Here is a 12,747-nt window from a genome sequence, read left to right on the forward strand (position 1 = left end):
GAACGCATTTGACAAGGTTTTATTCACCAAGATACTAAAAACTGGTCTTTTTTGAGCCCTATTTTGGTAATAAAAACAACTGAAAACACTATTAAAACTATCTTCTTGTAATAAAATAGGTTCGACTAAATAAATTAGAAGGTCCAACTGCAACTACTATATTTTTAGTTTTATAAGAATTTTTATTGGTTATCACAGTAAAATTAGGATAAGCACCTTCAATTTTAAGTACTTTTTCTTTTTCAATTTGAATTATTTCAGGATAGTTTTCAGAAAGTTGCCCTAAACCAAATTTTAGAAGGTCTTCACCTTTAGTCCCTTTTTTAAATCCTAACACATTATTTAATTCAGCATTTTGTAAAGCTGCACTTTTTTGGTGAGTAATAATTCCAACTTTTTTCCCAATACCAAAAGGCTTGTCTAATGCAGAGCCTAAAATTAAAGCACTTGATAATCCAGCTGCGCTTCCTCCAATAATTAAAGTGTTGAATTCATTCATAATGATTTAATAATTAGTGAAATAATCCTTGTATGTTAGAGGTAAATAATTTTACGGCAATGGCTAATAATACTACCCCAAATATTTTTTGAATAATCTTAATTCCATTTTGTCCAATAAATTTTTCAATTTTTGAAGAGGTTTTCATCACAATATACATAAATATCACATTAATAATAATAGCAATAACTATGTTAATAGGTTGATATTCAGCACGTAATGCTAAAATAGAAGTCAAACTTCCTGGTCCGGCAATTAGTGGAAAAGCTAAAGGAAATACTGAGGCCGTAATGGCATTGGTATCTTCTTCTTTATATAAAGTAATCCCTAAAATCATTTCTAAAGCTAAAAAAAACAAAATAAAAGAACCTGCCACTGCAAATGATTGAACATCAATACCTATTACGGTTAAAATACTTTTTCCTAAAAATAAAAATGTAATTAATATTAATCCTGCAATAATGGATGCTTTTCCAGATTCTATGTTTCCCACTTTTTTACGCAATTCAATAATAATAGGAATATTACCCATTATATCAATCACCGCAAATAAAATCATGGTTGTACTAAAAATCTCTTTAAAATCTATTTTCATGATATATCAATTAAAAATAATAATTGGCGAAATTATACAATTCAAAGTTATATTAATACAAATGTAATGTAAAAAAATAGTTTATTTTTGCAACATGTTTCAATTAGGAAAAACCATAGTTTCAGAAGATATTATAGAAAAGGATTTTGTCTGTAATTTAAATGCTTGTAAAGGAAAATGTTGTATTGACGGTGAAGCAGGAGCACCACTAGAAGAGGACGAACTTCAAATATTATTAGATATTTATCCAAAAATTAAACCGTTTTTACGAAAAGAAGGCATTGAGGCGATCGAAAATCAAGGGCTTTTTATAACTAATGAAGGAGAATATGAAACTACTTTAATTGATGACAAAGATTGTGCTTATGTAATTTTTGACAAAAATAACATTGCAAAATGTGGTATTGAAGAAGCGTATAATGCTGGAAAAATTAAATGGAAAAAACCTGTTTCTTGTCATTTATACCCTATTCGAATTATGGATTACAGCGAGTTTTCTGCTGTAAATTATCACCATTGGCCAATTTGTGACGATGCTTGTGTTTTAGGAGCAGCATTACAAGTGCCAGTTTATAAATTTGTAAAGGAAGCACTGATTAGAAAATTTGGCAAAGATTGGTATGCTGAACTTGAAAAAGTGGCAGGAAATTATAAATAGGTTAATAAAACAGTATATGTATCAATTGTTACAATTATTATAATGAAAGCTATTTTTTGTTTTTTAACTTTAGCGAAGATTATTTATTAAGCTATGAATAAAAAAAACATTCTTATTTCAATATTATTTTTAGTGGTAACCATTGGCAGTTTTAGTCAAAATACCACATCAATAAACAAAGAAAACGAAAGTTTATTTGAAGCTTTAAAAGCACAGCCAAACAGCATTAAAAAAGTTGACAATTTAATTAGTTTATACAAAAAAACACTTAAAGAAAAACACGTTAATAATGCTATTATTAATGAAGCTTTAAAAATTTCTGAAAAAATATATTATTTAGATGGTTTAGCAGAATGTTATAATAGAAAAGGATTATATGCTAGAAGACATTTTGATTATAGTAACTCTTTAACTTTTCATAAAAGAGCATTAAACTATTTAAATAAGACTACAGATACTTTATTGAAAATCAAGTGTTTAAATAATTTAGGAGTTACTTTTCATAAACTTAATTTAGAAAAAGAGTCCTTTGAATATTATTTTAAGGCATTAAAATTAGCTGAAAAAATTAATCATAATAGAAGCATAACTATTGCACTTAGTGGAATAGGAAATGTATTTATTGACACTAAAGAATATGATAAAGCCTTGTATTATTTTAAGCGAGTTTACGCTTTAGATAAAAAAGGAAAAAGAATAAAAGGACAAGAATATAGTTTATCAAATTTAGGTGAAGTGTTTTTGTATAAAAAGGAATATGACTCAGCATATTATTACCTTAATAAAGCATTAATTTTAACAAAGGCCAATAATCATAAAAAAAGTGAAGCTATTAGAGATAATTTACTAGGATTACTTTTTCAAAAAAAAGGAGATTACAAACAATCTACAGTTTATTACAAAAAGGCAATACCGCTATTTACAGCATCTAATAATATTAGATATTTAAGTAATACATTAATAAATATTGGTAAAAATCAATTATATACAGGTAAACACAAGGAGTCTTTTGACAATATAATTTTAGGGTTAGAAAATGCAAAAGCAATAAAATCTAAAGAAAACATTGCCTTAGGTTACAACGCATTAGTAGATTATTATACTAAAGTAAATAATTATAAAAAAGCTTTAAATGCATATAAAAAAACTACTTTATTTCAAGATAGTATTGTAAATGAAGCCTCTCAAAAAAGTATTATAAGTACCCAAATTGAATACGATACCGCTAAAAAAGATAAGAAAATAGAAGAATTAGCAAAAAATATTGAAGTAAATCAAAAAAAGGCAAAAACCAATTTTAAAAGAATTATTTATATTTCTGCAGTTAGTATTTTGGTAATTTTAACCCTGTCAATTTTACTGTTTTTATACCGAAAAAATTCTGATTTAGAATTAGAAAATAAAAACTCAGAAATACAAAACTATATTCATCAAATTAAAAAATTAAAAGATACTGCAAATAATAATACAATTATTAAAAAAGAAAATTTAACTGAAAAGTTTGATGAATTTGGACTTTCCAAACGAGAAACAGAAGTCTTTAACTTTATTTCAAAAGGTTTTTCTAACGATGAAATTGCTGAGAAAATGTTTGTTTCTAAAAACACAGTAAAAACACATATCAAAAATATCTACGCCAAATTAGATGTTAAAAATAGAATTCAAGCTATTAAAAAAATAACCGACATTTAATAAATAAATACGCGTTATTCTACTTAAAGCCTAATTATCAACATTCTTTATCCTATAAATCACCCTTTTGGGTGAATAGAATCATACTTTTTTATGAAGTAATTTTTTGTTTTTGAACATAATTTAGCATAAAAATTAAACCACAATAAAAGCTAAAATTTTAAAAATAAAAATTATGAAAAAACATCAGTTTAAAACTACCATCCTTTTTAAATTATTGCTTGTCTTTAGCGTATTATTTATGCTGCCTCAACAAACAGAAGCACAATTTTTTAAAAAATTAGTAAAACATGCTAAAGAAAAAATTAATAAAGAAGCTGAACGAAGATCAGAAAATAGAGTAGATAAAACCATTGATAAAAAATTCGATAAAGCAGAAGACAAATTAGATGGGAAAAAAACACAAAAAGACAATAAAGGGGGAAATAGCAATACAAATGAAAAAGCTAACGGAAATTCTTCTTCAAGTGAGGAGAATAATTCAAAAGAAACCAAAGCAAAATCAAACAAGCCTACCGTAGTGTGGAGCAAGTTTGATTTTGTTCCCGGCGATACCGTTATTTTTGAAGATGGCCCAAGTGCCGATGAAGAGAATGGTGAATTCCCAAGCCGATGGGATTTATATGCTGGTTCTGCTGAAATAGCCAATGTTAACGGAAAAAATATTATTATGTTTATTGATAGAGGTGGCGAAATAGTGCCCTATTTAAAAAATTCAAACGAAGATTACTTGCCTGAAATATTTACCATAGAATTTGATGTATGGTTTGAAAAAGGACAAACCACTGCCAATAGGTTTTTTATAGCTTTCCGAGATAAAAAAAATCAAAGAGGCAAAGGTTTAGGAGGAAATTTCACGGTTTATCCAAATGGAATTGAATTTAAAGAAACAGACAAAAGGTATCCTGGAACTGAAAATCTAGGATGGAGTAATGAACCTGTTGGAAAATGGCGACATATTTCTATTGCTTATACTAAGGGTAAGTTTAAAGCTTATATGGATGACACTCGATTAATCAACATTCCCCATCTAGAAGGGAATCCTTGGGGATTTACTATAAAATCACAGAAAGGGAATCAATACTTAAGAAATTTTCGCATAGCCAAAGGTGGTGTAAAATACTACGATCGAGTTCTTACTGACGGTAAAATTATTGTGAATGGAATTAAATTCGATGTAAATAAAGCAACATTAAAACCTGAAAGTATGGGACCAATCAATAAAATTTATCAATTGATGGTCAAAAATCCTGAACTTAATTTTAGTGTAGAAGGGCATACCGATAGTGATGGTGGAGACGAAACTAATATGACTTTATCTAAAGCAAGAGGTAAAACAGTTATGGATAAATTAATAAATATGGGTATTGCTAGTAATAGATTAAAATCTAATGGTTTTGGAGAAAGCAAGCCTATAGATAACAATAGTACCCCAGAAGGAAAAGCGAATAACCGTAGAGTTGAATTTGTAAAATTTGAAGGAAGTTCTTCAACAAATAGTAATAATAGCGGTAACAATACAGGATTAACCTTTAATCAACTTGATAAAAAAACCATTGGAGCTAAGTTAGAATCGCTTCCTGAAAGTATAAATATTCCTATTTCAAATAATTCGGGTATTGTAAATGGAAAAGGAACCATTATTTTGTATGCAACTTCCGATGGAAATTTAGGAAAAATGAAAATTTTAGATGTTGATAAAAATGATAATCATAAACTAACTATTAAGTATGTAACCTACAATTATAACGGTTCTGTGCATAGTCAATCCAATCATTTAGAAATTCAAGGAACTTATACGTGCGATTTGGATAAAGGTAAATCTGAAAATGTAATTTATTCTGAAAGAGATTTTAATTTAGGAATTCAGGACAGTAAAACAGCAACCCTATATCCAGGGGAAACAGCAATTTTAAAAATTTTAAAATAAAAAAATATTATGAAAAAAATAATTTTTATGCTAATAACTATTTTTAGTGTTAGCCAAATTACGGGTCAAGAAGAAATTACAAGGAATTTAGATAAATTAAGGCAAAAGGTACATTATGCGAACCTTGAAGACAATCTTTTGGAGGTTTTGGATCTTAATATTAATGATTTTGAGGAAGATAATGATGTTACTTATGAGGAGGGGTTTGAACTAACGAATGAAGAAGACATATTAGACATGTTTAGTGACATTATTGAAGCTAGAGAAGAAAGAGAAATATCAAGTGACATTTGGGACAATTTAAATGTTGGTGTTCTTTTTAGAGGAAGTGTGAACGTTGATGGTAGTATTAATATTGAAGGATATATAGGTAATATTAATATGCCAGGTGGTGGTAGTGACTATGATTTGGATATTGGTTCAGGTTACGGGAGAAGGGGAAATAGTTCATATGCAGGAAGTGGTTATGGTCAAAATAAAGGAAGTGGTGTCGGTGATGTTGACCGTGATAACCCATTGGGTAATAATGGAAACGATGGTTTTAGAGGGGTGCCTGGGCAAGGGCATAGTTCTGCTGGTGGTAATTCATGGGATGTAGAATCTTCTCATTTTTCTCAGAAACATTCTGATAGTAATGGTACTACTTCATTTTATCATAATACATCATCTGTGAGTAGTGATAGTGGATACCATTCTGAAACTGATACACAACATGTCGGTAACTCAGATGGGAGTTCTGTAACTAGAACACATGTTTCTCAAACACAGCCAGATGGTAGTAACGCAACTTGTGATAAAACAACTACTAAAGATGCAGATGGTAATACAAAGACAACAATTACAGTGACTAAAACAGATGCTGATGGGAATGTAACTAGTGAAAAAACTATTGAAAAAGACAGCTATGAAAATCCTATGGATGAAGAAAATGGAGGGAATGCACCTCCAGGTCCAATAGAAATACAAATGGCTGTATATAGAGCTGTTACTTTAAATTCTTTGGCTGGAGGAAACATTGGAGATGCAAATGACCCAAGAAGTGAATTAAACCAAAATTCAGATGGTAATGTTAATATTAATGATGGGTCTAAACTAGGTAATTTTAAAGCAAAAACAACAGGTGGTAAATTGAAAACTACCAACCGAAAAACGAATCTGATCAATCCAGGTCTAATAAATAAGAAGGAAGTAAATAAAACTATAAAAAATTAGCTATTAAAAACAATAAAGAAACAAAAACAATGTCTCTTTAAGTGAACGTAATTAGTCAAGTGTTTTATGATACAATGTAGGGAGAGTACATAGACCATTAGTTGTAGCTTCAATTGTACTCTCTCTAGCCTTTTTAAAAAATTAAAAGTTAGAATCAATAATAATCTATTTAATTCTTTACAATGAAAAAAAAATATCTATTACTTATCGCACTTATCACCTGTGTTGGGTTTCTAAACGCCCAAAAAGCGGATTTAAATGGAGTTTGGAAATTGACTGAATCAATTCAGTATGGCGACCAAACAAGAACTTATGTTTCCTACTTAACTTTTAAAGATAGCGGAGTAATTGAATTTGCGGGACGGGATGTAGGAACCTGGTTAAAAAATGAATCGGAAAATACGCTCACTATTAAATGTGACCAATTTCAGGCAATTGATGGTGTCAATAAAATAGAAACTTTGGATGAAAAGGAATTAAAACTACTGAATTCTAAAGATGAAACTACTATTCTCCAAAGAATAGGCCTTCCTAAAGGCAAAGAACTCAACAACAAATTTACTGGAGAATGGTTGTTAGAAAAACAGGAAAAGGATGGGAAAACTGATTTTGTAGGTGTGATAATGGATTTAAATAGCAATGGAATTTTCTATACTCAGGGATTTATATTTGGAACATGGGACTATAATAATACCACCAAAGCAATATTTTTTGATACTAAAAAACTTAATGGGGAATATTCCATTCTAGAATCTAATAAAACAAGCTTCATTCTAGATGTTAAAAGCGCTAAAACGTATTTTTCAAAAATTGACCACGAAAAAATTGCAAAAGAAAATGGTGCATCTGGCCTCATTGGAACTTGGAGACTTAGCGATGAAGAAAATCCGGATGCAGTACATATATTAAAATTTAATGCTCCTGACAAGTTTGTTTATGTTGAAAAGACTGAATATTCTACAAGTACATCTAACGGAATGTGGCTATTCAATAAAAGTGAAAAAACAGTAATACTATTAGGTCGCTTAGAGAAATTAAGTGGTTTAAATAAAGTAATAGCGATTACCAACAATCAAATTTCATTAGAAAACAACGGTACTATTTATTCATTTAAAAAAGAAGCACAACAAGTAGTTAAAATTGAGCATCTCACTTTTACACAAGATGACTTCTATACCAAAGCTAAAGATGGAGAAGAAAGTGAATTTAAATACTCCGATGATGAACAAAAATTACCGTGGAAAGACCCAATGAAAATGATGATGACTTTAGTAAATGTAAAACATTTGGTTTATAACTATGCAACTTTAATTCAAGCAGTTGATGTTTTTGAAAACGAAACACTTACTGCCGATGTAAACTCAAATCCTCAGGAACAACAGCTTAGTATCGATTTTATTTTCAATGGATACGACCGTTACAACCTACCTGAAGATGCAGGGCTACCTCCAAATGAATTTGATGCATACAACAAGTTATATCCTGAAGAAGATAACTCTTTTAGAGTTGTTGGTTCAGAAAAAATCACCACTCCAGCTGGTACTTTTAATTGTACCGTTATTGAAGCGGTGGATGGTTTTGATCGTAGTAAAAAACTTTGGATGATAAATGACAAACCCGGGATTTACGCAAAAATTATTGACGAAAATAGAGCCAAAAATTACGGTTATTACCACATCTATGAACTACAAGAAATTAAAGAGTAAAAAACAATAAAAACATAAAAATAAATATCATGAAAAAAATAAACATATTACTTGTAGTGCTTGTAGTACTTGCAAGTTGCAGCGGAAACAGTCAAAATAAATTAAAACGATACAATGTAAAATCGGCCATAATACAATATAACATAACTACTTCAGGAAAAACTTTTGGAAGTACCATTAAAGGATCAGGTACAGAAAATTTATATTTTAAAGATTGGGGAGCTGTAGAACTGACTGAAGAAAAATCAACTCAAACAACTATCACAAAAATATTTGGTAGAGGCAAAACTAAAACAACAAATACACATACTGTTAAAAAGCTAGATAATGGAGAAAGTTACCTTGCTGATTTTGATAAAAAAACAATCTATCTAACTAGAGATTTAGCAATGGATATGATGAAACAAAGTAATACAGATGCAGGTGAAGCAGGCAAAAGTATGTTAGAGTCTATAGGTGGTAAAAAAGTTGGAAATGAAAATTTTATGGGGTACAAATGTGAGGTGTGGAGCGTACCAGGAGGGAAACAATGGATGCACAAAGGAGTTGTATTAAAATTACAAATGAAAATACTTGGTATTACAACTGTAAAAGAAGCAACAAGTGTAAAAATAAATGTTTCTGTACCAGACTCAAACTTTAAACTTCCTAATTTCCCTATCCAAAAAATGGAAGGATATAGAAGTAATGATGAGTACAATGATGATATGGAAGAAATGGATGCAAACATGGGTAAAATTCAAAATTTATCCTTTGAAGAATGGAAAAAAATGGCAACTAAAAATGATTCTGAAATGAAAAACATGAGCGATGAAGAATTGCATCAAACGTATGATATGATTCAGAAAATGATAAAAATGAGAAGAGGAAATTAAGAAGTTGCTATGAAAAAGATACTTCAATTATTTTTTTTAAGTATAGCTATTTCATCCTTTTCACAAGATTTTAAACCATACAAAGTAAAATCGGGTAAAATAGTGTATGAAAAAGTGCGATATTCAACGCATTCTGGGTTTTCATCTGTAAATGGTATTACAACAAGTTACAGTAAACAAGTGCCCTATGTTGTCGAACAAGTAATTTATTATTGGGATGAATTTGGAGATATTGCTTTTGAAGAGATTTACCAAGTTTCCAAATTTGGAGGGAAACCACTTCCTGAAAAAGTAATAATAGCAGAACGATTATGGGTTGATGAACATCGTTATTATTTCGATTTCAAAAAAAATAAAATAAGTGATGATCCATATCATTTACGTATAAAATGTAGAGAAAAATTTCAATATTATCAAATAATTGATTCTTGGATTGAAACACTTTATATGGGCACTGAAAAATCAGGAACCAAAGAAATACTTGGTAAAAATGCAGATTATTATAAAATTGATAAGTTTCAAGATTTATATGCTTGGAAAGGTTTAATACTAAAAGATGAAAGTTTTTCAACCACAATAAAAGGAAAACGATTATACCCAAATAGAACAAAAATAGCCATAGAAATAGATACACTTTTTAAAATTAATAAAAAACTATTCAAACCAATTTGGTTAAAAAGAGAAAAACTATACAATTCGTTAAATGGAAATAAAATTGGCGAATTACTAGATGCTCGCCAAGATTTACTCTATCAAGCAGATAATTTAAAAGGGTTTCAAATTCAAAAAAATGATATTTTAGTATTTGTAACCACAAAACTAAACTTAGGAAAATTACAAATTTTAAATATTGATAAAAATAACAAACTACAAATAAAATATCAGTTATATACTAACAATGGATTTGAGTCTGACACTAGAGATTCTTTCAAAATTAAAGATAGTTCTTTCGTAAATATGGATAATATTACTGATAAAAAAGCAGCAGCAACAGAACTCGATTTTAAATATGAAAACACACAATTAATTCCGCAAAATAATATTGGATTATACCTTTTAAAAGCGAGTAGAACAAAAACATTAGAAATCAAAAAATACCGTAGAAAACATTAAATAAAATAATCTAAAAGTTTAGTTGTCCCTTACTAACTTTTAATAAAAGTAAACTTATGAAAAAAATAATTTTCATTTTAATAGCATTGTTTATATTTAAGCTTAATGCTCAAAATATGGAACCTGAATTTGAATATACTCCACCAGAAATTTTTTTTAAACAAATGTTTAAAGATCCAAGCGATCAATATTTAGTTGCTTGGAGTGGAGCAGTTAAAATAGTTACTAAAAATAAATTAGGGGAAGAGGTTCAAATTAATGGAGCAATTGAACCTTTAGAAGACTATTTAAATTCCGAACTAACCAATTTAGCTCGCAGACAATTTAAGTATAACTTAAATACGCCTCCAAAAAGGATTTCAACACCAGATAAAATAACTTGGGTTGGACATTGCGGATATAACCCTTATACAGGGGTAACTTTTAACGATATAATGAATGGAGTTATAGCAGGTTGGCCACCTGAAATAACTTCAGAAGTTTGGGGATTGCACGTGTCAAAAAAAATCTCTGTAAAAGTAACCTATAAAAACGCTGAAACTGATAAAACTGAATTAATTTCAGTTTACTTTCACGCCAATTCTATTTTTTATTACCATAAAATTAAACCACAAAACTTAAAAGGAAAAATTACACGTGATGATAATTACAAAGCTTGTGGTAAAGTTAAAATGCATCGTTATGGACCTGGAAATAAAAAATTTAATGCTGATACAGAAGTTAAAGGTGGAGATTTTGAATTTAACAAAAAGTTGTTTTTGGGTGATTATCAAGTACAATACTTATGGGAAGATGGAACATTTCAAGTTTTAGAACAACATATTGTTTATGATCCTTTTGGTGTTATTCCTGACGAATTAGAATACGAACTTGAAACTTTTGAAGGCGAAATAAGTGGTACGCTTGTAGATAAAGAAACACACAAACCTATAAAAAATCAAAAAGTAAAGCTAAAACCTTTTTGTAGCGAATCTGAATTACCTGAAAAAGAAAAAAAAACTGATGGAGAAGGAAAATTTAAATTTACAGAAGTTCCTAATGGAGTTTATTATGTTGTAACAAAAGGAGCTCCAGATACAATGGCAGGTTTAACAAAAGATCCAACATTAAGATTAAGGGAAATTGAGGTTAAACAGAATTCTAAATACGATATCTACGCAACATACACCGCTTCAGGATTTGCCAAAGCAAAGCTTGTTTGGAGAGCAGCAACTATAAAGTTTCCTGAAGAAGATGAGACTCCTCAATTTTTTGATATGGTAGCTTTTAGAAATAGCGGAAATTACGATAATCCAACCGGAACCGATGGGGAACCTTTAGAAATACCCTACACAACAATTATTCCTGGCATTGGAAAACAAACGTTGTATGGTTGGCCTGAAAATGAAAGTGCAATTCCTGAAGTTATTTCAGTAAGCTCGTTAGGAGGTAAAGGTGTTTTTGCGGCGTTTAAAGTGTCTTTAGATGAAGATGCTCTAAACACTTGTAATATTTCACAAAATAACAACGGCCCTATTTATTTAGATTTAAATTTTGATTTAACAGGAAGATATGTTAGAAGTGATGTTTGGCAACAAGTAGATGTTGGATGTAAAGAAGATAAAGAATGGAATATTACAAAAGGCAACTCTTTAAATGGCTATCCATTAGCTTTTAAACAACTTAAATTTACGGAAGCAGAGATTGAAAAATTTAAAAGCTCCGAAGAGTTTGAAAGAATACTGTCAAACGGAAAAGCGACTTTAAAAATCGAATTTAAATTATCAGAGAAAGAATAACATTTAATAAAAACACATAATAACCATGAAAAACTTAACAAAACGAATTTTAGTGATCACACTAATTACTAGCTTATTTATTGCTTGCTCAGGCGAGAAAAAAAGAAACGACAACTTTTTACCACCTTTAAAAATTTCAATTGCTGATGAAATTAAAGGCGATACTGAACTAGTTGAAGTCATAAAATCTTCAGAAAAAGCACTGAATGAATTTTCAGATAATATTGAACAATTAGCGATTGAAGGAAAGGATGTTTTAAATAAAAAAGACGAAGATCAAACCTTAATGGATGGTTTAAAAGCAGGTAAATTAATGGTGCAATTTGTATCTAATAGTGCGAAAATGGCAAAATTAATGGAAGAATTTGATACTTATATGAATACAAGAAAAACACAAGGTTTAATAAATGATACCCAATTAAAAGCTTTAGAACAAGTAGGGACAGCTTTTCAAAAAAGAATAAATCAAATTAACGAAAAGTATAAAAATTACTTTAACTAATAATTTGAATTTAAAATTTTAATGCTAATGGCAAATCCAAATACTAAAGAAGTTTAAATAAAACAGTAATTTAAAAAAATGTAAAAAGCAAGTAGAAAAAATTTTTGAAAAAGGATAAAGTTTCCCCACAAATCAATTTTACTAACTAAATTAATAATAAGGAACTACAAAACCATTATTTATAATT

Annotated in this window: 11 protein-coding genes; 9 read left to right on the plus strand and 2 right to left on the minus strand. The window is 29.2% G+C overall.

Annotation, left to right across the window (positions count from 1 at the left end):
• Positions 1–97: 97 nt before the first annotated feature.
• Together L3J60_RS05800 and L3J60_RS05805 are read right to left on the minus strand one after the other, a co-directional pair.
• Positions 98–499, minus strand: coding sequence for a hypothetical protein (locus L3J60_RS05800; protein WP_291974549.1), 402 nt, complete (start codon positions 497–499; stop codon positions 98–100).
• Between the two features lie 13 nt (positions 500–512).
• Positions 513–1,094 (minus strand): MarC family protein, encoded by a 582-nt coding sequence (locus L3J60_RS05805; protein ID WP_291974550.1) that lies wholly within the window; start codon positions 1,092–1,094, stop codon positions 513–515.
• A 94-nt stretch (positions 1,095–1,188) separates the two neighbouring features.
• Here L3J60_RS05805 and L3J60_RS05810 point away from each other — a divergent pair, with 94 nt between their 5' ends.
• The 9 genes from L3J60_RS05810 to L3J60_RS05850 all read left to right on the plus strand — a co-directional run bounded on the left by L3J60_RS05810 (position 1,189) and on the right by L3J60_RS05850 (position 12,560).
• Positions 1,189–1,752, plus strand: a complete 564-nt coding sequence (locus L3J60_RS05810) for a DUF3109 family protein (protein ID WP_291974551.1) — start codon at positions 1,189–1,191, stop codon at positions 1,750–1,752.
• Between the two features lie 93 nt (positions 1,753–1,845).
• The gene (locus tag L3J60_RS05815; RefSeq protein ID WP_291974552.1) at positions 1,846–3,444 is read left to right on the plus strand and encodes a LuxR C-terminal-related transcriptional regulator; all 1,599 of its coding nucleotides are present in this window, start codon (positions 1,846–1,848) and stop codon (positions 3,442–3,444) included.
• A 175-nt stretch (positions 3,445–3,619) separates the two neighbouring features.
• Entirely contained in the window at positions 3,620–5,374 is a 1,755-nt protein-coding gene (locus tag L3J60_RS05820) for an OmpA family protein (protein WP_291974553.1), read from the plus strand.
• A gap of 237 nt (positions 5,375–5,611) precedes the next feature.
• Positions 5,612–6,586 carry a hypothetical protein gene (locus tag L3J60_RS05825; protein WP_291974554.1) on the plus strand — a complete coding sequence of 325 codons (975 nt, stop codon included), beginning with the start codon at positions 5,612–5,614 and terminating at the stop codon, positions 6,584–6,586.
• 182 nt (positions 6,587–6,768) lie between these two features.
• Positions 6,769–8,292, plus strand: coding sequence for a hypothetical protein (locus L3J60_RS05830; RefSeq protein WP_291974555.1), 1,524 nt, complete (start codon positions 6,769–6,771; stop codon positions 8,290–8,292).
• A gap of 29 nt (positions 8,293–8,321) precedes the next feature.
• Complete coding sequence (locus L3J60_RS05835) at positions 8,322–9,167, plus strand: hypothetical protein (RefSeq protein ID WP_291974556.1); 846 nt, start codon at positions 8,322–8,324, stop codon at positions 9,165–9,167.
• Between the two features lie 9 nt (positions 9,168–9,176).
• A complete protein-coding gene (locus tag L3J60_RS05840) occupies positions 9,177–10,280 on the plus strand; it encodes a hypothetical protein (RefSeq protein ID WP_291974557.1) in 1,104 nt (367 codons plus the stop codon).
• A gap of 56 nt (positions 10,281–10,336) precedes the next feature.
• Positions 10,337–12,058: a hypothetical protein gene (locus tag L3J60_RS05845; RefSeq protein WP_291974558.1), complete on the plus strand. Its 1,722-nt coding sequence runs from the start codon at positions 10,337–10,339 to the stop codon at positions 12,056–12,058.
• A gap of 25 nt (positions 12,059–12,083) precedes the next feature.
• Positions 12,084–12,560 (plus strand): hypothetical protein, encoded by a 477-nt coding sequence (locus L3J60_RS05850; protein WP_291974559.1) that lies wholly within the window; start codon positions 12,084–12,086, stop codon positions 12,558–12,560.
• Positions 12,561–12,747 lie beyond the last annotated feature (187 nt).

The sequence above is a fragment of the Lutibacter sp. genome (assembly GCF_021647475.1).
GTDB lineage: Bacteria > Bacteroidota > Bacteroidia > Flavobacteriales > Flavobacteriaceae > Lutibacter.

What these genes read in the sequence shown, in the direction of transcription:
- L3J60_RS05840 (WP_291974557.1), top strand. Translation starts at nt 9,177, where the DNA reads ATGAAAAAGATACTTCAATTATTTTTTTTAAGTATAGCTATTTCATCC.
- L3J60_RS05825 (WP_291974554.1), top strand. Translation starts at nt 5,612, where the DNA reads ATGTTTAGTGACATTATTGAAGCTAGAGAAGAAAGAGAAATATCAAGT.
- L3J60_RS05810 (WP_291974551.1), top strand. Translation starts at nt 1,189, where the DNA reads ATGTTTCAATTAGGAAAAACCATAGTTTCAGAAGATATTATAGAAAAG.
- L3J60_RS05800 (WP_291974549.1), bottom strand. Translation starts at nt 499, where the DNA reads ATGAATGAATTCAACACTTTAATTATTGGAGGAAGCGCAGCTGGATTA.
- L3J60_RS05830 (WP_291974555.1), top strand. Translation starts at nt 6,769, where the DNA reads ATGAAAAAAAAATATCTATTACTTATCGCACTTATCACCTGTGTTGGG.
- L3J60_RS05805 (WP_291974550.1), bottom strand. Translation starts at nt 1,094, where the DNA reads ATGAAAATAGATTTTAAAGAGATTTTTAGTACAACCATGATTTTATTT.
- L3J60_RS05850 (WP_291974559.1), top strand. Translation starts at nt 12,084, where the DNA reads ATGAAAAACTTAACAAAACGAATTTTAGTGATCACACTAATTACTAGC.
- L3J60_RS05835 (WP_291974556.1), top strand. Translation starts at nt 8,322, where the DNA reads ATGAAAAAAATAAACATATTACTTGTAGTGCTTGTAGTACTTGCAAGT.
- L3J60_RS05815 (WP_291974552.1), top strand. Translation starts at nt 1,846, where the DNA reads ATGAATAAAAAAAACATTCTTATTTCAATATTATTTTTAGTGGTAACC.
- L3J60_RS05845 (WP_291974558.1), top strand. Translation starts at nt 10,337, where the DNA reads ATGAAAAAAATAATTTTCATTTTAATAGCATTGTTTATATTTAAGCTT.
- L3J60_RS05820 (WP_291974553.1), top strand. Translation starts at nt 3,620, where the DNA reads ATGAAAAAACATCAGTTTAAAACTACCATCCTTTTTAAATTATTGCTT.